Genomic DNA, 21,649 nt, shown 5'->3' with positions numbered 1-21,649 from the left:
CGAACCGCGAAGACGCAAAGGGCGCGAAGAAAGGAAGATGACAAGAGTAGCTTTCAGTGAAGAGTTGCAGGTTAATTGGGTTAGTTTGATTGCTGATTTCTTGTTGGTAGGGATGGTTTTTGGCCCGCCGATTGCTCCCTTTTTGGCTGCGTCTGGAGTGTCTTTGCTTCCTAGGATTGCGGACATCATTTATTTCATGGGTAATCATGTATGTCCGCAACCAACTATGGGGTTAGATTTGGCACCACCGTTTATTATGGCTGTGTGTATGCGGTGCTATGGCACTGTCACGGGTTTGCTGATTACTCGTTTACTGTATGGGGTAACTGGTGGTAAAGGTTTTTACTGGCTGAATCAGTATGGCTGGGGTGGTGCGGCTTTAGCAAGTGTGCTGATGATGGCTTATCCTTTGGAATTGGCAGCACAGATTTTCGGTTTGTGGAGTTTTAATAACTATCTGGTTACGCCTTTTGGGCTGATTACGGGTTTGGCGTGGGGATTGTTTACTATGCCGATTTTGCATGGGTGGCGGGGTGCTAATATTCAAGACGAATAAATTCGCCGTTGGCACTTCTTTGACGCATCTGTTACCAAGGGTAAAGACGGGGGGACGCAAAGAGATTTTAGTAAAGAGCGATCGCCTGTATGATTTCAGATAATAGTGCCACAGCTACGCCCGTCGTAGCGATCGCTTTTGCTCTAATTTAAGAAACTATTCTGACTCGGAAAATTCCCCAATTCTGCTGTATTAACTTTGATTTTGCGCTAACCAGGCTTCTAAATCGGTTAAACTCGAAAAATCAAGTAAAGCCTCTGCTAAATCATCCAACTGTGTTGAGTCTAAAGCTTGAATTTTCAATAGCTGTGCAGGTGGAACAGTTCCGACTTTACGACGAAGTAGTCGGATAACAATCGATAAAGCTTTTTCCTGCTGGATATCCTGATAAATTACAGACTCGCGCATAGCATCACTCCGTAATAACCTTTTAATCAGTTCCTTGTTTAATACTAACCCAGCTAAGATTGCCGTTGACGCAGCAATATTACTTTGTGTTCGGGTATCATTTATTTGCTCAATAGCTTCAGCAACCTGTTGTAATGTTCGCGTTTTATCCTCAGTTTGACTGAGGGTAGCGAACGGTAACAAACCAGGAGTATTTAAAAATATCTCGCTTGGTTGTTCCCAAAGACGAATGACTCCAAATTCATGACGGGTATTTTCTAAAACAAAAGCTGTTTGTTGGACTAATTCAGATGTGGTGGGTTGCAGGTAAATCACAACTTGATGCATCCGCTTATAGGGAAATCTGCGATACACCCTTAATCGATAATCAGTCATCCGAAAGGGAATTTCGGCTTTTGCTTCGGTTTGAAATTCGATATGCAGAACAATTTCATCTGACTGTAACAGAATTAACGCATCTGCTCGAATCGGTTCGAGGGATAATTCTGATGGACTGAGTTGGGTGAGTGCAATAGATTCGCCAAGTAACCAGGTGGCGAAATCGCCTGAAAATGACTCTGCTAAGAAGCGACAGACGTTATCAAACATAGACAGGTATTATATCAGCGAGGTCTTGTCTGTCACAAAGAGATTTTAGTAGTGAGCGATGTCTACGACGGGGTACGCCTACGCCCGAACTTGAGATAAGCCAGCCTGTATGATTTTATGATAATGGTGCGTCATTGAACAGCCCATCATAGCGATCGCTCTTGCTCTAATCTAAATACAGCATTTCATTAATTCGTAGCAAATTAAATTTTGTAATCCCCTGCAATGGTAATGCGTCGGCTGACAATGCCAATGTGTCGCCTGACAATGCCAATGTGTCGCCTGACAATGGCATTGTGTCGGCTAACAATGCTAATGCGTCGCCTGACAATGCCAATGCGTGCCTCTGCATTAAAAACGCTACGCTTTTACGCAAAACTGTACTAAGAAACTACGTAAGCGTAGCTCGTTGTAAACATCCCTCATTCATCACCAACACTATAAATACTTCTGCAATAATAACCCTAACTTTTCCTTCGTCGCTGCTGGTGCTTTATCTAACTGAGTCAAAATTGCATACTGCAACGCCGAATGCGCCTCACTCGGTGGTGGATTTTCACTCAATCGCCGTACAGTTTCTTGAATCACTTTTTGAGCATTCACAGCATTCCGCAGCAAATTGCCAATCACCAATTCCACCGTCACACTGTCGTGATCTGGATGCCAACAATCATAATCTGTCACCAGCGCTAAAGTTGAGTATGCAATTTCGGCTTCCCTGGCCAACTTCGCCTCTGGTAAATTCGTCATCCCAATGATTGTTGCACCCCAACTGCGGTAAAGATTCGATTCCGCCTTGGTGGAAAAAGCCGGCCCTTCCATGCACACATAAGTACCGCCGCGATGGAGAGTAACTTCTGGTAAATTGAGAGATGCGATCGCATCTGCCAACAAAAGAGCCAAATTCTTACAAATTGGATCGCCAAAGGCAATGTGAGCAACAATTCCCTCACCAAAAAACGTTGAAATCCGATTTTTCGTTCTGTCAATAAACTGATCTGGAACCACCATATCCAGTGGTTTCGCCTCTTCCTTCAAGGAACCCACAGCACTAGCTGAAATTAAATACTCCACACCCAATTGCTTCATCGCATAGATATTAGCGCGAAACGGTAACTCAGAGGGTAACAGCGTGTGATTACGACCATGACGCGCCAGAAAAGCTACCCATGTACCATCCAAAGTCCCCAGAATCAAAGCATCTGATGGTGAACCAAAGGGAGTTTGAACATGCACCTCTTCTACATCTTTGAGCGCGTCCATTTTATACAGACCACTGCCACCAATAATCCCAATACTAGCTTGAGTCATGATCCTGAACCTGTTCCTTGCTGATCTGCTAAGTTATTTTACCGAAAAGGGGAGTAGCAGAGAAGCCAACAAACAAAGCGATTACATTTCGTGCCGCTAACACTATTGAATTATTACCCATTATTTAAGTGGGATACAATCTGGTCAAATGCTACAGAAAAGCTATCTGCTGCTCAACAAACAGAAAATTGGTTGAAGCGCGTTTTAGAAATATCGGGTACAAAATCTGAATCACTGAGCGCTTGACTTCCGGGTTTTAGTACAATACGGTTCAGTTAAGGATAATTGTAGGTTGGGTTGAACGAAGTGAAACCCAACAAATGGCCGAAAATGTTGGGTTTCGTCCCTCAACCCAACCTACACATTTTTATTTTTTGGGCTTAACTGAACCGTATTGGGTTTTAGTAATCAAATTTCTGATAATTTTTGCAGATTAATGGTTATATTCAGCCTTGAAATTAATTGTCAGCATAGCGTCTAATCTATTGCTCAATGTATACAAATGTTAAGTAAATGTACTCCTGAGCAGCGAAACAAAGCAAGCGTTATACTTTTGGGAAAAGGCTTGTTTTAACTTTTGCTTTTAACATTTTCATAAATCAATGGCTCTCAATTTTCGTTTTGCGGTAGTCAGTGACTTACACCTGGCACTTCCCCACACAATCTGGGATCATCCCAACCGGTTCCATCTAGTAGAAGTCAGTATCTCGGCGTTTCAAAGTGTACTAGAACATTTAACACAACTCGATTTAGATTTCTTGTTATTACCAGGAGATTTAACCCAGCACGGCGAACCAGAAAATCACGCCTGGTTGCAACAATATTTAGCCCAGCTACCTTTTCCCGTCTATGTTGTTCCTGGTAATCATGACGTTCCTGTGCTGTTGGCCGATCAGCAATCAATTGCTTTTGCGGATTTTCCCTACTATTACACAAAGTTTGGCTATGAAGATCCGCAGCAGATTTACTACATTCGTCAGTTATTGCCTGGAGTTAAGCTGATTGGACTAAATTCTAACTCCTTTAATGACCAGGGTGAGCAAGTGGGGTGTTTGGATGCCAAACAGCTACGGTGGTTAGAAGAGGTGCTGGCGGCATCTGTTGATGAATTAGTTCTGGTGATGGTGCATCATAATGTAGTGGAGCATTTGCCCAATCAATCGAGCCATCCACTAGCAAATCGCTATATGTTGTCCAATTCAGCAGAACTGTTGCAGTTGCTAAGGCGCTACGGAGTCAAACTAGTATTTACAGGGCATTTGCACGTTCAAGATATTGCTTACTCAGATGGAGTATATGATATTACCACAGGTTCTTTAGTAAGCTATCCTCACCCTTATCGGGTGCTAGAGTTCCATCGGGATAACCAAGGTAAAGAATCGTTGCAAATTTTATCCCATCGGGTAGAGTCAGTGCCTGAGTTCCCCGACTTGCAACAATCATCACGGCAATGGATGGGCGATCGCTCTTTCCCCTTCCTCATCAAGCTACTAACTCACTCTCCATTAAACTTACCATTATCACAGGCAAAAACATTAGCTCCTAGTTTGCGCGAGTTCTGGGCAACTATTGCCGATGGAGATGCAGTATTAGATTACCCCCACTTTCCGCTAGAAGTGAGGCGTTATATTCAGTCCTATAGTGCATTGGCGCAGCCCAACCCAGGTATGGCTACTAATGCAACTCTGACGCTGATTGATAATAACAGCACACTTTTGCTAGGTTAGGAGTGATGAGTGTCCGTGTGAAGGTAACTTTTTTGTCTCGGTTAAAAGCTTGGTGACTTTTTAGATAGCGATCGCTCCTACCATAATTCTCCTATCAAAACTCACCAAGACGCCGGCAACTCTTGTACAGACGCGATTAATCGCGTCTCTCTTGTACAGACGCGATTAATCGCGTCTCTAATTACCGATATCTTCATTCCAAAGTTCCGGGTTAGTTTCAATAAACTCACTCATCATTTGTTCGCAATCGTCAAGATTAAGATCAATTACTTCCACACCGTGAGATACCATAAATTCTTTAGCACCAGGAAAAGTTCTGGATTCTCCGACGATGACTTTTTTAATACCAAATTGTACCACTGCCCCAGCGCACAGGTAGCACGGCATTAAAGTTGAATAGAGTGTAGTACCTTTGTAGCTGCCAACTCTCCCAGCATTCCGGAGACAATCGATTTCCGCGTGGGTGACAGGATCTGCGTCTTGCACACGTTTATTGTGTCCTCTGCCGAGAATTTTCCTATCCTTGACGAGAACCGAACCAATGGGAATTCCCCCTTCTTGTCTGCCTTGTTTTGCTTCTTGAATAGCAGCTTCCATAAACTCATCCATATTAATTCTCCTTTTATGACAAAACAACTAGTATTAATGGATCACGATGGCGGTGTAGATGATTATTTAGCAACTATGCTGCTGTTGACGATGGATCATATTGAACTCCTTGGTGTTGTCGTCACTCCAGCAGATTGCTACATTCAACCAGCTGTTAGCGCCACACGTAAAATTATAGATTTGATGGGATTTTCTCATATCCCGGTTGCAGAAAGCACTGTACGCGGTATCAATCCATTTCCTACTCTCTATCGCCGTGATTCATTTATCGTTGACCATCTCCCCATTCTCAATCAAAGCGAAACCATCACTACGCCTTTGGTTGCCGAAACAGGTCAAGATTTCATGATACAGGTGTTGCGGGAGGCATCAGACCCCGTAACCTTGATGGTAACTGGCCCGTTGACCACGGTAGCAGTGGCTTTAGACAAAGCACCAGACATTGAAGCCAAGATTCACAAAATTGTTTGGATGGGTGGTGCATTAAATGTCGGTGGCAATGTAGAAAAAAGTCTGGAAGCAGGACAAGATGGTTCTGCCGAATGGAATGTTTATTGGGACGCAATTTCAGCAGCGCGGGTATGGCAAACCCAAATTGAAATTATTATGTGCCCTTTAGATTTAACTAATAATGTCCCAGTCACATCGGAGCTAGTATACAAAATGGGACGACAACGGCACTATCCTATCTCTGATTTAGCCGGACAATGTTATGCACTAGTTATCCCCCAGGATTATTATTTTTGGGATGTCTTAGCAACAGCTTATCTGGGACATCCAGAATTTTATCAACTACGCGAATGGGAAACAGAAATTATCACCACTGGTATTAGTCAGGGGCGCACTAAAGTAGTTCCTGGTGGTCGAAAAATTTATGCAATGGATAAAGTTGATAAAGAGGCTTTTTACGCCTACATCTTGCAGCAATGGGCAAGATAAATTTTCTTGTTCTGTGACACTCGTTATCTTCAAGTTCTGCCAAGGCTTCAAGAAAAGCAATCTTTAGCTCGTCATCTGGCAAAATCTTTATGGCTTGATAAATAATGGCGTATTCGTCACAGAGGGTAAGGGTTTGTGTCATCAACCAACTTACAAGATCCGGGTAGTTTCTCGATTGTGGTGGAGTAATCCTTGATACAAAGACTCTGCCACACCTTTATACGCTTTATCGAGGTCATCGTGTTTGACCACTCGAAAAAGAGTAAAAATAACTTGCCCAAAAATTGGATCTTCGTCAACTGTCAAAATCACCCTAAGTTTCTGCGAAACCCTTAGCGTGTAAAGCGAAGATTCATAGCCATTAATATCTGACGATAGGGGGAGACGACGCAACTTACGATAAACATCACCTTTTTGAGTTGGAAAGAGGCTGGCGCAATCATTGATTTTTTTAACCGCTGCGGTTTTTTCATCTTCACTCAGCCTGCCAAGATCCTTTTCAAAGCCCCTTGTTGACTCAATTAGAACATCCACTTTACAAACTGCCAAATTGAATTTAGTTACTTGCCCTCTGTCTTTAGCATAGTAACAGTTATATACATAAATTTTCTGTATATCATCTTTACCAGGACATTATATGGAAACTTTATTAATATCTTTCTATGCCAAAACGTTAACAATTTGTTGTAAAAGCTTTAGGATACAATTCGTCTTAAGCATTATTCTTACAAAACAGAAGATAGATAAAACAATTATTAATAATTAATAAAATAGGAGTCAGAATACAGAATTCAGAATTCAGAATACTCTACCCATAAAGGGATAGAGTTTTAAGGCGAGAATATTTTAATTTTTTTCGCTTAACTTCGGGCGAGGTTTTAACCAATATTCGTCACCCACTCGTACAGAATTCATACTGAATTCTGACTCCTGAGTTCTGAATTCTTCTTATAAAATTTAAACCTAAGAAAAGAGCCGCAATAGTTCCCGCCACAGAAATTTCACCTTGGGCAATTTTCTCTAAAACTGATTCTACAGGAATGAATACGACTTCAATCTCTTCTGTAATATCTAGTTGTTGCTCCCCAGCATGTTTGACATTCTCTGCTAAAAATAAATGTATTTTATTGGTATCTTTGCTTGGCTTATCGTATAGAGTTCCTATTTTTTTAAATTCTTGGGTAATATAACCAGTCTCTTCAGTCAGTTCTCGAATTGCTGCTACTTCTGCACTTTCTTTTGTAGGGTCAAAATTCCCTGCTGGCAGTTCTAAGAAAAATTCACCTACTGCATGTCTGTATTGCCGGACAAAAATTATCTCTTTGCTAGTAGTAATAGGTAAAACCATTGCAACGTCTGGTTTAATACTGACAAAATAATCATCTATAATTTTACCATTGGGTAATTCTATTTCATCTTGCCTCACCTGACACCAAGGGTGATCTAAGACCATTTTTGATTTTAAAATCTTCCATTTTTTTAAGTCGTTCATAAATAAAAATAATGTATAAAACCTTTAGTCATCAAGCAATGAATGTAAAAAAGTATAACAGATGCATCTGATAATCTAAACTTTGAACTTACACTGGCTTTTGCATAACATAATATGTATAACAAGTATGCAAATAAATATAAATTTATTTACAGTAAACAAAAGGTTTCCGTTGACTATTAGTCGAGGTACAACGGCACAGACAACTAATGTATGGGTAAGGATCTCACATGATGATATAGAAGGCTGGGGGGAAGCATCACCATTTGGCGTGGGTAATCATCGGCAATCAACTGATACGATCAAAGACGCTCTAGAGCAAGTTGTGCCACTGTTGCAAGTATTCAGCCCCTTACAGCGACAGGAAATTGAGCAAGTTTTAACACAAAACCAGGTTCCTTCTGCTGCAAGAGCTGCCTTGGATATAGCAATGTACGACTGGTTGGGTAAGCGCGTAGGATTACCCTTGTGGCAAATTTGGGGACTCGATCGCAACCAAATAGTACCGACTTCTGTCACAATTGGGATTAATTCACCTGAAGGAGCCAAGGCGAGAGCGCGAGACTGGTTACAATTTACTGATGTCCGCCTTTTCAAGGTGAAGCTAGGTAGTCCAGATGGCATAGATGCAGATAAAAAAATGCTATTAGCAGTGCGAGAAGAAGCACCGAAACCAGAATTATTTGTTGATGCCAACGGGGGTTGGAGTTTAGAAGATGCGATCGCAATGTGCAATTGGCTAGCTAATTTAGGTATAAAATATGTAGAACAGCCATTGCCACGGGGACAGGAAAAAAGTTTAGTAAAACTCAAAGAACACTCTCCCCTACCCATCTTTGTCGATGAAAGTTGCTTCACAAGCTCCGATATTCCCCATTTGGCAAACTACGTGGATGGTATTAATATCAAACTGATGAAATCAGGGGGACTAACCGAGGCAATGCGAATGGTACATACAGCGCGAGCATATCGGTTGCAAGTAATGTTTGGTTGCTATTCTGACAGTTCACTAGCTAATACAGCAGCATTACAGCTAGCGCCACTAGCTGATTATCTAGATTTAGACAGTCACCTCAATTTAATCGATGATCCCTTTACGGGTGCATTGCTAATAAAAGAAGGGAGAGTTTTGCCAAACCATTTACCAGGCTTGGGGGTACAACAGAGTGCGTCTATCACCTAATCAACGAGTAGCTATCTTGCTGCATGAGGGAATTACTGGACATCACGGCAAAACAGGGCTAGCAATTTTACGTTACAGTGAAGCCCCAATCGTAGCCGTAATTGATCGCGAGTGTGCTGGCAAATCCCTACCAGAATTGACAAATATTAAGCGTGATGTGCCAATAGTGGCATCGGTAGCCGCAGCCCTTGAATACAAGCCAGAAGTCTTAGTAATTGGCATTGCTCCAGGAGGTGGTGCTTTACCAGATGATTACTGGCTGGAAATCAAAGACGCTTTAGAAGCTGGAATGTCGCTGGTAAATGGTTTACATACACCAATGGCGAACATACCAGAGTTAAATGCACTGCTCAAATCAGGGCAAGTAATTTGGGATGTACGCAAAGAACCGCCTAATATAAGTGTTGCTAGTGGAATGGCACGCACCCTTTCCTGTCGGCGGGTTTTGACAGTGGGAACCGACATGGCGATCGGTAAAATGTCAACTAGTCTAGAGTTACATTGGGCAGCAAAACAGCGAGGCTGGCGTTCTAAATTCCTCGCCACCGGTCAAACTGGGGTGATGTTAGAAGGGGACGGCGTGGCTTTAGATGCCGTGCGGGTAGACTTTGCCGCCGGTGCTGTGGAACAAATAGTTATGCGCTATGGGGAAAACCACGACATCCTGCACATTGAAGGACAAGGTTCACTGCTACACCCTGGTTCAACGGCAACCTTACCCCTAATTCGTGGTTCGCAACCAACCCACCTGCTGTTAGCACATCGCGCAAGACAAGTTCATGTACGTAATCATCCCCATGTACTAATTCCACCTTTACCAGAAGTGATTCGGCTTTATGAAACTGTTGCTAGTGCTGGTGGTGCTTTTGGAAGTGTTCCTGTAGTGGGCATAGCGCTTAACACAGCCCATCTAGATGAGTCTGCGGCTGAGGAAAGCATCGCTCAAACAATAGCAGAAACGGGACTACCTTGCACTGATGTAGTCCGCTTTGATGCCAATGTGCTTTTGGATGCGGTGATGAAGAATTAGATGTAGATTTTACTTCATCCAAAAATCATTGCAACAGATGGAGCGCTAAATGCGATTACCAGTAGAGACGCGAAATCGTTACGCTAACGTGTCTCTACTCTTTTATACCATTTTAGATTTTGCAATTTTTTAAATTGCGTAAGATATGGCGCTTTCGGCGGCTGGAGCAGCTTCGCCTAAATCCCCCATGTCTGATATCATGCCCGCATAATCGCTTACGATATGTCATTGCGTTCGCCCAAGGCGTTCCCGTTGGCGCAGCCTCTCCAAGAGTTGGGTATGCAACGAAGTGAAATGTTCGCCTTTGGCGTTCCCGCAGGGTAGCAATTCCCTTGACTTTGGGATTGCCGCGCAACTCTTAGAGACGCTGCGCGAACGCTCGCTTTTGACTAAGTACAGTTTTGCGTAAAAGCGTAGCGTTTCCAATGCAGGGGAACGCATTGGCATTGCATTGAGATGCATTAACAAGGCCGCCGACGCATTAACAAGGCAAGCCGACGCATTAACAAGGCCGCCGACGCATTAACAATGCAAGCCGACGCATTAACAAGGCCGCCGACGCATTAACAAGGCCGCCGACGCATTAACAAGGCCGCTGGCGCATTAACAAGGCCGCTGGCGCATTAACAAGGCCGCCGACGCATTCATTGCCATTGCAGGGTATTGCCAAATTTAATTCGCTACGAATTAAGGAAATGCTGTACTAAGTACTAAGTCGGACATGATATGATAAGTAACTTTTATAAAAGCCATCAGCCTTTTTTTGTCAAGTCATATTGACGTTTCGTAACAATATTGTTAAATTTAGTTACATAAACAAACAAAAAAGAAAAAAAACTATGTACACCACAGTAAATGAAGACGGCATCCTCAATAACTACGCAGCTGAACCTAAGATGTACTACGCTGAGTACCCGGCAATTTGGGAACAACGTAAATATGTTTTACAGGCTCTTTTTGCGACTTTAATTGTCACAACTATAGTTTTGGTTGGTTTTAGCGTTAGCTAAGATTTTTTAGATTTCGGTATCGCTGTATCTCATCGTCATTCGTACCTCTCTCTCTTACCTCGGTTAGTTTCGCCGGGGTTTTTTGTGTTTTAATCCTTTGCTTTGGCTTTGCCTGTTTTAGGCATCGCATCCCAAACTGCGACGTTGTAAAATAACTGCGATCGCCCATAAAATAAAGACAAATCAATAAAAAGGGGTGTTTATGACAACCCAACTCGGTGAAGCTAAATCTTCAACAGAACTGGTAATATCTTGGGAAGCGTTGCCCGCAGATTTTCACCTAGAGGATGAACCAGTGGAAAATACAAGTCAGCCACTATTAGCTGGTGCTTTGCGCGAAAGCCTAGAGATAAGTGGTTTCATCCAACCGCAGATGTTGATAGCCTCGAATTTTGGACTTTGTGCAACGATAAACGGGCAATTTGTTGCTAAAGCACCCGACTGGGTTTATGTACCATCGGTAAATCAAGTTTTAGGAGAACGCAAAAGCTATACACCCAATTTAGATGGAGATATTCCGGCAATTGTGATGGAATTTCTATCTGATACTGAGGGTGGAGAATACTCTTTTAAGCGAACCTATCCACCAGGAAAATGGTTTTTTTATGAGCAGATTCTTCAAGTCCCAATTTACGTAATTTTTGACCCAAATGGCGGTTTGTTAGAATTTTACCAACTCGAAAACAGCCGCTACGAGTTAAAGCAACCGGATGAAAATGGTCGTCATTGGATTGATTCAATGGGTTTATTTCTGGGAACTTGGCAAGGAACAAAAGAAGCTAGAACTGGTTACTGGTTGCGCTGGTGGGATGAGTCCGGTAATTTGTTGCTTTGGGCGGTAGAAGAAATTGAACAGGAACGCCAGCGTACCGAACAGGAACGCCAACAAAAAGAACGGCTAATTGTCTATTTACAATCTCAAGGTATTGATCCAAATAATTTGCAATAGCATATATAGACAAAATTTTCAAGTATTTGAGTGATATCATGTTCGGCTGATTAGTTGTCATTGCGAACGAAGTGAAGCAATCTCCAAACCGCAAGCGAATTGCTACCCTGCGGGAACGCCAAAGGCGAACATTCCACTTCGTTGCATACCCTTCGGGAACGCCAAGGGCGAACGCAATGACATATCGTAAGTGATTTGCCGAACTTGATATGACTCAGTTTAAGCAAATAAGTGCTGGGGTGCGTCACCGAAGAGTTCGCGCTTGGGCATAGTGTCTCACAAAAAATACATTATTATATACGTATTTTGCTAATTGCTCATAAAATTTAAAAAAGAGCCTTTTGCATACGTGGGCGCAAGCATGAAACGAATCTGGAAGTCTTTACTGCCAGCCTGGAAGTGGGTATTACTTTCAGTTGCTACATCAATTTTGATAATTCTGACGCAGGTAACTTCACCCCTTCTGGCACAAGAACCTGCTGCTACTACTATTGAAACGACAAAGCCCAGTTCAGAAACAACTAAAGTCCAAAAGTTACGGGATGCGCTGCAACGTTCATCAACGCCAGAAGCACCAAAACCCGCCCCTGAAGTTTCCGAACCGAAAAAGCCAGAGTCGTCACAGGAACCCCCACTCAGCCCGGAAGAACTCACACGTCAGCTAAAATTTATAGAAGCGGATAGACTTTATCTGGCGGGACAAATCCCAGAGGCGGAAAAAATTTACCGCGAAGTTAAGCAGCCTTTTGGTAAAACATCAGATAATCAACAGCGTAAAGCTGCCATACTCGACCCCACGCAACTATCCCCAGGAGGTAAAGTCTACTGGCGAGAATCAGAGGCGGGGATAGCACAAAAGTTGCAAACAAAAACTTTAGTACCCCTGCAACTATTAGTTGAGCAATATCCTGAATTTATCCCTGGTCATATCCGATATGCTGAAGTATTGAAACAATACGATCGCACTAAAGAAGCGTTAGATATATTAGAACGGGCTTCTTCGCTGTATCCAGATCAACCAGAATTAATTAAAGCTAGAATTACAGCCCTAGCTGCTGATAAAAAATGGATGGAAGCGTCTTTAGCGGCGCGTCAATTTGCTATTCTCAACCCGAAAAATCCCCAAGCGCCTGAGTTTACAAAACTAGCAGAGGAAAACCTGAACCGTTACAAAGCTTATACACAAGGAGAAATTAGAGGCAATGTCATCGGTAATATTATTACAGGTGCTTTAGGTTACGCCGTCACTGGCAGTCTGCTTGGGCCCTTTTCTGCCCTTGACTCTACCATCATGCTGCTACAAGGTGAACAAGCCATAGGTGAGTCGGTGGCAAAGCAAGCAAAAAAACAGCTGAGTGTAATTATAGACGAAGATATTTTGGCATACGTCAATGAAATTGGACAGAAATTGGCGAAGGTAGGAGGACGGGACGAGTTTAAATACGAATTCTTTGTGATTCCAGAGGAAAGCCTTAACGCCTTTGCATTACCTGGGGGTAAAATTTTTATTAATGCGGGTGCGATCGCTAAAACTAATTCCGAAGCAGAATTAGCTGGGTTAATCGGTCATGAATTATCCCATGTACTTTTATCCCACGGTTTTCAATTAGTCAGCCAAGGCAACCTGATCTCTAACGTTACCCAATATCTACCTCTGGGCGGCACTATCGGTCAACTGTTCGCACTCAGTTACGGCCGCGACATGGAACGTCAGGCAGATAATCTCGGCACACGCCTAATTGTTGCCACTGGCTACGCTGCTGATGGCTTGCGTAACTTAATGGTGACGCTAGAAAAACAGCAAAAAAATGCTCCTCCTAGTTGGTTATCTTCGCACCCAGGCGGTAGTGAGCGAGTTAGTTATTTAGAAAACCTCATTACCCGTAGTAACTACAACCGTTACGCCTATGAAGGAGTGGGACGTCATCTAGAAATTCAAGCACGGGTGAAAAAGCTACTCGAAGAGAAAAAAGCAAGAGAAGAAAAAAAATAGCGTTTTTGATGAATCAAAACAGAGAATTACTCGTCACTTAAACTATCAATTCCCCACCTTTTTCTACTGGAGGATGATTTATGTCATCACAACTGCTTCGATTGATATCTTTGGGCAGTCTTGGCTTATCTTTGTGTCTGGGCAATTCCGTAGCAATGGCGCAATATGACTCTACTGGCGATGGCGTTGTCGTACCAACAGTACCATCAGGCGGGTCATCAGTACCAATAGACACATCAACAGGTGTACCACCTTCACCCTCATCTGACGGTACAACTCGCTTTACCTGTCAGACTTACAATGGTCAGTACACCGTTATGTATCAGCCACAAAGTCAACCAGGGCAATACTTCGCTTGGGCTGCGCCTGCGGCTTTGGGCGGCGGCTGGGATGCACAAAGGCGTTGTACAGCAATTGCCAGTCGTTTAGAACTTTATCGCCCAGATGGCTTACAAGAACTCCAGACATCCGTAGAAAATAACGAAAATATTGTCTGCGTCACAACTGAGGTTAACCCAACCTGTAGAATTGTGCTGACAGTACCTCCTGGGAAAGATCCTGTTGTTATCCGCAATAGTATTTTTCAGAACTTGACTACTGCTGACAGTGGACAACAGACTATAGCCGTTAACACTTATGGCGATCGCAGTCGTGGAGGGAACGAATTATATAATTTAGGACGCACACTTCTAGGCAGTGGTAATAATCGGGTTAGTTCGTCTAGAGGTGGGATTAATCTGAAACCTTTCCTCGATCGCAAAGATGGTGGTACTGGGAACAATTTGCGGAGTGGAGTAGCAATTCGTCGTCAGTCACAGCCTAATGTTCGCTTAAAACCTGGTAATTTCCGCTAATATTTGAATTACTTAACAGGTCGGAACAATTTCGCCAAACCCAAAAGATATCGTTGTTTATGTCAGGGCAATCCTAAAATACAGATTTACATTAAGGTGGGTAAACAGCCCACCTTATTTTATATCCGGTGAAAGACTTATCATATTATGTCCGCATAATTAGTTATGATTCGCCTAGTCATTACACCCCTCCCCGTAGGCGGGGAGGGGATTAAGGGGTGGGGTTCTTGGGGTTTAGTAACTAAGTACAGTTTTGCGTAAAAGCGTAGCGTTTCCAATGCAGGGGAACGCATTGGCATTGCATTGAGATGCATTAACAAGCAATACGGTTCACTTAAGGCTAGCACTCTTTGTCAAAGTCGTTTTTTTTTTACGTAGACGCAAAGCGGCTTGCCGCAGGCTACCTTATTAGGCGCAGAGAAGCCAGTGCGCCCTTGCGGTTAAGAGACTTGTTCGCGTAGCGTCTCCCCTTCTCCCTTTGGGAGAGGCTAGCGCCAAGGGAGAAGCAACTGGCGCGACACAGAGAGAGAAGAAAGAGAAGGAAAAATTGCTTAACTGAACTGTATTGCATTAACAAGGCCGCTGGCGCATTTATTGCCATTGCAGGGTATTGCCAAATTTAATTCGCTACGAATTAAGGAAATGCTGTACTAAGCAACCGGACATGATAACTCCATTAATGAAAAATATCTAATCTAATCATTCCTGAATTTACAGAGGTGAGCATGTAGTCAAATTTGCTCACCTCCGTAAAGTGCAACATGGCTTTAGACTTCTACGGTCAAAATCTCCGAGGACGGAACTTTAAAGGTAGACAAGACTTTGTGGGTATAAATAAATTTAGCGTAAAAATTTTTACTTTATACTGATATTTACAAGTTAAGTCATTCAATAGTAATCTTCTAGTGTCAATATTTACGCAAGTGTGTTTTGATTTCATGAATATGATGAACTTTAAAATCCAAGGCTTTTTTACGACGTTAATAATTGGTACTGTGTCAGCATTGACCATTTCAGATGCTATCTCTCAAAAGGTGAACGCCCAAGCTACGCCTTCTTGTAATAATGTAACGATAAAAGGTAGCTATGGAACTAAATTCACTGGAACGTTTGAAACAGAAAATTTGGTTGCAGTTGGTTTAGTAAAGTTTAATGGAAATAGAAATTTTCAAGGAACAGATGTTCTTAGCATTAACGGTACTGTATCTCCAAACAGGCCACTGTCAGGAACCTATAGTGTTAAACAAGATTGTACAGTGCAAATAGTATTGACATCTGGTAGTAATACTGCTTCTTATAGCGGTATTATTGTTGATGGTGGCAAGGAAATCTTTCTTATCCAAACTACTCCAGGTTCACTAATTACTGGTACTTTGAAAAAAGTCAACTGATTTACTCCATCTGTCTCAACGCTTGAAAATTAATCGATGTAAGCGTTTCCCTGAGTCCGCGAAGGCGGAGTTCGTTTGTGTAGCTGCGAATTCCATTGCCTTGATATCATCTGCGCTTAATTACTTATTAAACTCCAAGAACCCGATCCAATACGGTTCAGTTAACGTGTTTATTGGTCGGAGATCCCCCCAACCCCCCGATAAATTGGGGGTATTCGATTCTAGTTCCCCCCTTAAAAGGGGGGTTAGGGGGGATCTCTTTTGCGTAAGTGTTGTTCCAATTACGATTTATCTGGCCATGATCATATCTACTTTCTTCATTCTCAGGTAATTTTGGAATGTAGAGTTGAGTTTTTCCAAAATGTCTTTAACTGAAGAAATTCTTTCCCAATTACCCGGCGATGTTTTAGGAGGATTGCGTCAAAGCGATCGCATTCTAACATCTGTGCGCGAAAACTCCGCACCAGTACCAAGATTAGTTCAAGAAAGTCAACAGCCTTTAGGTGTTGTAGACAACGATTTGCTTATCTGCGGTGGCACTTTGGGCATTTTAATTGGTTGCGCCTTGGCGGTGAAGGGACTGCGGGTGGCGTTGATGGAACGGGGTATTTTGCGGGGGAGGGAACAAGAGTGGAATATTTCTCGCAAAGAATTAGATGTGTTTGTGGAATTAAACTTGCTGACTGAGGAAGAATTAGAGAGTGCGATCGCAACTCAATATAACCCAGCGCGAGTTAGTTTTGATGGCGGTACAGAAGTTTGGGTAGAGGATGTTTTGAATATCGGCGTAGATCCAGTTTATCTACTAGCTACTTTAAAAACCCGATTTCTCGCCGCAGGTGGAAAGTTGTTAGAAAACACACCCTTTACTGAAGCGGTAGTTCATCCAGATGGGGTGATAGTAAATAACCAATTTAAAACTCGGTTGTTAATCGACGCGATGGGACATCTTTCACCCATCACTCAACAAGCACGTCAAGGCAAAAAACCAGAGGCACTGTGCTTGGTGGTAGGAAGTTGCGCCCAAGGTTTTGCGGAAAATAACTCAGGCGACTTGTTATTATCATTTACACCTTTGCAAAATCAATGTCAGTACTTCTGGGAAGCCTTTCCAGCCAGGGATGGCAGAACAACTTACTTGTTTACTTACATGGATGCACATCCGCAACGCTTGAGTTTAGAAGCTCTATTTGAAGAATATCTGCGTCTTTTACCAGAATATCAGGGAGTGGAGTTGAGCAAACTGAAATTTCAGCGATCGCTATTTGGTTTCTTTCCCACTTATCGCCAAAGCCCCATCAAAACTCTTTGGAGTCGCATTCTACTAGTCGGAGATAGCAGTGGTAGTCAATCTCCTTTGAGTTTTGGTGGTTTTGGGGCAATGGTGCGTCACCTAAAGCGTTTAACGTTTGGCATTTACGAAGCACTGGAAACAGAACAATTATCTGCAAAAGCCTTAGCACTGCTGCAACCCTATCAGCCAAGTTTGACTGTTACCTGGTTGTTTCAAAAGGCGATGAGCGTTGGTGTAAATCAGAAAATTGCTCCAGATCAAATTAACCAACTACTCTCGGCGGTATTTCAGGAAATGCAACAGTTGGGTACACCAGTGCTAAAACCATTTTTACAGGATATAGTGCAGTTTTCAGCACTAACACAAACACTGTTAAAAACTGGTTTAGATCATCCGGTATTAGTTGCTAAGATAATTCCCCAAGTAGGTTTGGCAAGTTTGTTAGATTGGATGTTACATTACAGTAATTTAGGTGTGTACACTGCCTTGTTTTGGTTAAGTTCAATGCTAGAAACATGGATTAAAAATCAACCAAAAGAACAACAATATTATTGGCATCGTTTGATTGATGCCTGGAAATATGGTTCTGGCGGTGATTACTCAGATGAAACTTAGAATTTTACCTGTGTGAGGATAACATGATTGAACGGAAATCTTTAGGAATCAAATACTTTGCGGTGCTGATTGGATTCCTGCGCGATCGCCAAGGATTTCTAGAGGAAGTTCGCCAAGGTACGAGATTAGCAAATAAAATTATTTCTTTACTAGTTTGCAGTTCCTTATTTCTCGCCGCTTATGGCGGAATCATTGGTGCATACCATAGTTGGATGCAAGCTTTGTCTTCCGCCATTAAACTTCCAGCCCTTTATTTAATCACACTCCTAATTTGTATTCCCACGTTGTACTTTGCTAACATTGTTTTTGGTTCAAAACGGACTTTTGGACAGCATTTAGCATTAGTCTTGACTGCTGTCTCAGTTACGAGTGTACTTTTATTCAGCTTTGCACCAATCACCCTGTTTTTCTTAATTACCACCAATAACTACCAATTTTTAATTTTGTTAAATGTATTCATATTTGCATTAACTGGATTTATTGGTATTTCGTCTTTATATCAAGCCACAACTTTAGTTTTAGAACAAGATAATGAAGGTAGTAAGACACGCCAGAAAATTTTACAATTTTGGCTATTTCTTTACGCTTTCGTAGGCAGTCAGTTAGGATGGACTCTCAGACCATTTTTTGGCACGCCTGATTCTGTTTTTCAACTATTCCGCGAAAGAGAAGGTAATTTCTATTTGAGTGTGATCCAAGCTATTAGCTACCTCTTGGGAATCCGTTAATCAGTCATTAGTAATTCCACAAAATATACAAGATATAAAAATATGCTGAAAAAACAAAATCGCGGAATTCAACAATTTGGTGTTTTAGTTAATTTATTGCGCGATCGCCAGGCGTTTTTAGAAGAAATTCGTCAGGGAGTCCGATTACAGAATAAAATTAGTTCTCTGTTCGTATCTAGTTCCATTTTCTTTGCCATCTATGGCGCAATTATCGGTGCATCCAACAGTTGGGCACAGGCATTATCTGGTGCTATCAAACTCCCAGCATTTTATTTATTAACACTGATTATTTGTTTCCCAACTTTGTTCTTTTTTAACGTTTTGTTTGGTTCCCGGAGCAGTATTCAACAGCATTTCGTTGTGTTGCTCACATCTGTATCAGTGATTAGTGTGCTTTTATTCAGCTTGGCACCAGTTACACTATTTTTTCTGATCACTACACCCGATTCTTATCAATTTTTTAAATTGTTGAATGTATTAATTTTTGGCATTACAGGCATCTTTGGCGTTAAGTTCCTTTATGAAGGAATGCAATTACTTTCTCAACAAGATGAAGTTGGCAAAAAAACCCGCACTACTATTTTAAGATCCTGGTTATTGCTTTATGCCTTTGTTGGTATGCAGTTAGGATGGTTTCTCAGACCGTTTTTTGGTGCGCCTGACTCTAAATTTGAATTGTTTCGGGCAGTGAAAGGCAACTTCTATTTGGATATTGTAGCGGCGATTTCCGAAATTTTAGGTTTGCGTTAATCTAATACCAATTCATATCATGTTCGCATAATTAGTTATGATTTCCACAGTCATTGCACCCCACCCCTTAATCCCCTCCCCGCAAGCGGGGAGGGGAGACGAAGCGTAGCTTTGGCGGGGTGGGGTTCTTCGGGTTTAATAAGTAATCAAGCGAACATGATATCAAATAATATTTGCGACACATCAATTATTTGTAAGGGCACAACATTGTTGTGCCCCTACCCATCTGTCGCATTCTTTTTTCAAATTGGTATAACCCAGATTCCGCAGGTGCGATCGTAAGTATTTCCAGCCAGAGGTTGGAAACGAGGTTTGAAAACCATACAAGTAGGGGCGTACAGATGTGCGCCTTTACTTTTCTAGACTCCAGCCCAACGCTACTGCTACTTCAGTAGCTAATTCTAGAGGATTGAATGGTTTAGCGATCGCACTGATCATTCCCATCTGGGTATAGCGATGGCGATCGGAAGCCTGGATTTTGGCAGTTAACAAAATCACCGGAATCGCTTTGGTTAACGGATTAGCTTGTAACTTTTCAAAGGTAGCGATACCATCCATCTCTGGCATCATCACATCTAGTAAAATCGCATCTGGTTGGTAAGTCTCGGCTTTTATTATGCCCTCTTTACCAGAACTGGCTGTCTCAACTTGCCAGCCTGCAACTGTTTCCAAGCAAATCTTGGCAACTTCTTGAATATACTGCTCGTTATCAACCACTAGAATTTGCTTTGTTGTCATTACTACTATCCTCTTGTTGGTTCAAGGTAATTCGCTGAAGTAACTCCATTACCTGTTGTTCAAATTCCTCGTTGGTAACACGCCCTTTGGTCAAACCTGTATCTGGACTTAGTTGGCTATTTGTAGTTTGCTCGTAATCACTCTTATTTACACGAATGTTTAAAGAGTCTTCTAAATCAGTATTTTGAAAAGTCCCAAACAACGGCAGAGTGACGTAAAAAGTGCTACCTTTGCCCAATACACTTTCAGCCCAGATGCGTCCGCCGTGCTGTTGCATAATGCTCTTACAAATTGCCAAACCTAAACCAGTACCATCATGGTTGCGTGAATCTGAGGAGTCAACTTGTTGAAAGCGCTCAAAGATACTCTCAAGTTTGTCAGATGGGATACCGCGTCCGGTGTCTTTGACTGTCAACAAAACTTCATCCCCTTGTTGTTGCGCCCCCAAGCAAACCGTAGATCCAGGAGACGAAAATTTAATGGCGTTACTCAGTAGATTGGTCAAGGTTTGGACAATGCGATCGCAATCTGCCAAGACTTGACCGGATAAGGCAGAAATGGATAGCGTCACTCCAGCTTTGTCAGCTAGAGGCTGCATGACATTTACTGCTTGAGTGATCAGGTCAACGATATTGCAGATTTCTGGTTCCATCTTCGCCTTACCAGACTCGATCCGCTCAATGTCTAGGATGTCGTTGATTAAGCGTACTAGGCGTTGGCTGCTTTCAGTAGCAATTTGCAGCAGACGTTTTCCCTGCTCTGAGTCTGTCGGTAGCAAACCACTGTCTAGCATTCCTAAAGAGCCGTGAATTGAAGTTAAAGGAGTACGGAGTTCATGACTAACAACGGAGATAAACTCATCTTTCATCCGTTCAATTTGCTTACGCTCTGTGACATCCCGCAATATAACTGTATAAAATATTTCCTTGCCCATGTCGATTTTAGAGATGGAAGCCTCTGCTGGAAATTCAGTACCATCCTTGCGGCGACCATAGATTTCACGCCGTTCTCCCATCCGGCGGGCAATATTGGGAGATTGACCAAAATCAACCACATGTTGACGATGCATTTGGAAAAAGCGCTGCGGTAAGAGTAAATTAAGACCCTGGCCAATCACTTCCTGGGCAGAGTAGCCGAAAATTTTCTCTGCTCCTTGATTAAACAAGGTGATGCTTTGGAATCCGTTGATGGAAATAATTGCATCATCAGCAATATCTAAAATCCGGGCAAATCGGGCTTCAGAGAATCGTAGTTCTTCCTGTGTCTGCTGACGCTCATCGAGTTGTGACTGCAACTCTCGATTCACGGTAATTAACTCAGCAGTGCGCTCTGCTACCCTCAGTTCCAGTTCAGTGATAGCTTGTAAATTGAGAGATGAGGAAGATGAGGAGGATGAGGAAGAATTTACTCCCCCTGCTCCCCCTGCTCCCCCTGCTCCCCCTGCTTCCCCTGCTCCCCCTGCTCCCCCTGCTCCCCACTCTCAA

Annotated in this window: 20 protein-coding genes and 1 pseudogene; 13 read left to right on the top strand and 8 right to left on the bottom strand. The window is 42.5% G+C overall.

Going from position 1 to position 21,649, the window contains the following annotated elements; translation table 11 throughout:
- Positions 1 to 37 precede the first annotated feature (37 nt).
- The gene (locus tag LC586_RS31840) at positions 38 to 556 is read left to right on the top strand and encodes a DUF2085 domain-containing protein (protein ID WP_229489447.1); all 519 of its coding nucleotides are present in this window, start codon (positions 38 to 40) and stop codon (positions 554 to 556) included.
- A 192-nt stretch (positions 557 to 748) separates the two neighbouring features.
- Here the strand turns inward: LC586_RS31840 and LC586_RS31835 are convergent, their stop codons facing one another.
- From LC586_RS31835 to LC586_RS31825, 3 genes are all read right to left on the bottom strand, one after another.
- Positions 749 to 1,552, bottom strand: a complete 804-nt coding sequence (locus tag LC586_RS31835) for an Rpn family recombination-promoting nuclease/putative transposase (protein WP_229489446.1) — start codon at positions 1,550 to 1,552, stop codon at positions 749 to 751.
- Between the two features lie 166 nt (positions 1,553 to 1,718).
- Positions 1,719 to 1,904, bottom strand: a complete 186-nt coding sequence (locus LC586_RS31830; RefSeq protein ID WP_229489445.1) for a hypothetical protein — start codon at positions 1,902 to 1,904, stop codon at positions 1,719 to 1,721.
- Positions 1,905 to 1,990: 86 nt separating this feature from the next.
- On the bottom strand, positions 1,991 to 2,863 hold the full coding sequence (locus LC586_RS31825) for an S-methyl-5'-thioadenosine phosphorylase (protein ID WP_229489443.1): 873 nt from the start codon (positions 2,861 to 2,863) through the stop codon (positions 1,991 to 1,993).
- A 602-nt stretch (positions 2,864 to 3,465) separates the two neighbouring features.
- Here LC586_RS31825 and LC586_RS31820 point away from each other — a divergent pair.
- Positions 3,466 to 4,590, top strand: a complete 1,125-nt coding sequence (locus LC586_RS31820) for a metallophosphoesterase family protein (protein WP_229489441.1) — start codon at positions 3,466 to 3,468, stop codon at positions 4,588 to 4,590.
- Between the two features lie 177 nt (positions 4,591 to 4,767).
- Here the strand turns inward: LC586_RS31820 and LC586_RS31815 are convergent, their stop codons facing one another.
- Positions 4,768 to 5,199, bottom strand: a complete 432-nt coding sequence (locus LC586_RS31815) for a nucleoside deaminase (protein WP_229489440.1) — start codon at positions 5,197 to 5,199, stop codon at positions 4,768 to 4,770.
- Positions 5,200 to 5,214: 15 nt separating this feature from the next.
- Between LC586_RS31815 and LC586_RS31810 the strand changes: the two genes are divergently transcribed.
- Positions 5,215 to 6,138, top strand: coding sequence for a nucleoside hydrolase (locus tag LC586_RS31810; RefSeq protein ID WP_229489439.1), 924 nt, complete (start codon positions 5,215 to 5,217; stop codon positions 6,136 to 6,138).
- A gap of 150 nt (positions 6,139 to 6,288) precedes the next feature.
- Here the strand turns inward: LC586_RS31810 and LC586_RS31805 are convergent, their stop codons facing one another.
- Both LC586_RS31805 and LC586_RS31800 read right to left on the bottom strand, forming a co-directional pair.
- A complete protein-coding gene (locus LC586_RS31805) occupies positions 6,289 to 6,672 on the bottom strand; it encodes a hypothetical protein (RefSeq protein ID WP_229489438.1) in 384 nt (127 codons plus the stop codon).
- Between the two features lie 358 nt (positions 6,673 to 7,030).
- Positions 7,031 to 7,630, bottom strand: coding sequence for an NUDIX hydrolase (locus LC586_RS31800; protein WP_229489437.1), 600 nt, complete (start codon positions 7,628 to 7,630; stop codon positions 7,031 to 7,033).
- Between the two features lie 127 nt (positions 7,631 to 7,757).
- Here LC586_RS31800 and LC586_RS31795 point away from each other — a divergent pair, with 127 nt between their 5' ends.
- The 10 genes from LC586_RS31795 (at position 7,758) to LC586_RS31750 (ending at position 19,427) form a co-directional block, all read left to right on the top strand.
- Entirely contained in the window at positions 7,758 to 8,813 is a 1,056-nt protein-coding gene (locus LC586_RS31795) for a dipeptide epimerase (protein ID WP_229489436.1), read from the top strand.
- The gene (locus LC586_RS31790) at positions 8,797 to 9,843 is read left to right on the top strand and encodes an N-acetyltransferase DgcN family protein (RefSeq protein WP_229489435.1); all 1,047 of its coding nucleotides are present in this window, start codon (positions 8,797 to 8,799) and stop codon (positions 9,841 to 9,843) included. The genes LC586_RS31795 and LC586_RS31790 overlap by 17 nt, the downstream gene beginning before the upstream one ends.
- A gap of 839 nt (positions 9,844 to 10,682) precedes the next feature.
- Entirely contained in the window at positions 10,683 to 10,853 is a 171-nt protein-coding gene (gene psb34 / locus LC586_RS31785) for a photosystem II assembly protein Psb34 (protein ID WP_229489434.1), read from the top strand.
- Between the two features lie 202 nt (positions 10,854 to 11,055).
- Complete coding sequence (locus tag LC586_RS31780; protein WP_229489432.1) at positions 11,056 to 11,802, top strand: Uma2 family endonuclease; 747 nt, start codon at positions 11,056 to 11,058, stop codon at positions 11,800 to 11,802.
- A 361-nt stretch (positions 11,803 to 12,163) separates the two neighbouring features.
- Positions 12,164 to 13,795, top strand: coding sequence for a M48 family metallopeptidase (locus LC586_RS31775; RefSeq protein WP_229489431.1), 1,632 nt, complete (start codon positions 12,164 to 12,166; stop codon positions 13,793 to 13,795).
- 80 nt (positions 13,796 to 13,875) lie between these two features.
- On the top strand, positions 13,876 to 14,649 hold the full coding sequence (locus tag LC586_RS31770) for a COP23 domain-containing protein (protein WP_229489430.1): 774 nt from the start codon (positions 13,876 to 13,878) through the stop codon (positions 14,647 to 14,649).
- A 944-nt stretch (positions 14,650 to 15,593) separates the two neighbouring features.
- Positions 15,594 to 16,040, top strand: a complete 447-nt coding sequence (locus LC586_RS31765; protein ID WP_229489429.1) for a hypothetical protein — start codon at positions 15,594 to 15,596, stop codon at positions 16,038 to 16,040.
- Positions 16,041 to 16,401: 361 nt separating this feature from the next.
- Positions 16,402 to 17,949 carry an FAD-dependent oxidoreductase gene (locus LC586_RS31760; RefSeq protein ID WP_229489428.1) on the top strand — a complete coding sequence of 516 codons (1,548 nt, stop codon included), beginning with the start codon at positions 16,402 to 16,404 and terminating at the stop codon, positions 17,947 to 17,949.
- Between the two features lie 23 nt (positions 17,950 to 17,972).
- Positions 17,973 to 18,677 carry an actin-binding WH2 domain-containing protein gene (locus LC586_RS31755; RefSeq protein WP_229489427.1) on the top strand — a complete coding sequence of 235 codons (705 nt, stop codon included), beginning with the start codon at positions 17,973 to 17,975 and terminating at the stop codon, positions 18,675 to 18,677.
- A 42-nt stretch (positions 18,678 to 18,719) separates the two neighbouring features.
- Entirely contained in the window at positions 18,720 to 19,427 is a 708-nt protein-coding gene (locus LC586_RS31750; protein ID WP_229489426.1) for an actin-binding WH2 domain-containing protein, read from the top strand.
- A 351-nt stretch (positions 19,428 to 19,778) separates the two neighbouring features.
- Here LC586_RS31750 and LC586_RS31745 read toward each other — a convergent pair whose 3' ends face one another.
- Together LC586_RS31745 and LC586_RS31740 are read right to left on the bottom strand one after the other, a co-directional pair.
- A complete protein-coding gene (locus tag LC586_RS31745) occupies positions 19,779 to 20,165 on the bottom strand; it encodes a response regulator (protein ID WP_229489425.1) in 387 nt (128 codons plus the stop codon).
- Positions 20,137 to 21,525: pseudogene (locus LC586_RS31740) on the bottom strand (sensor histidine kinase); the annotation flags it as partial. The pseudogene LC586_RS31740 and the gene LC586_RS31745, both read right to left, overlap by 29 nt.
- Between the last annotated feature and the right edge of the window lie 124 nt (positions 21,526 to 21,649).

The sequence above is a fragment of the Nostoc favosum CHAB5714 genome, from assembly GCF_020829495.1.
Taxonomy (GTDB): Bacteria; Cyanobacteriota; Cyanobacteriia; order Cyanobacteriales; family Nostocaceae; genus Nostoc; species Nostoc favosum.
This window is presented reverse-complemented; position numbering and strand designations above follow the sequence as displayed.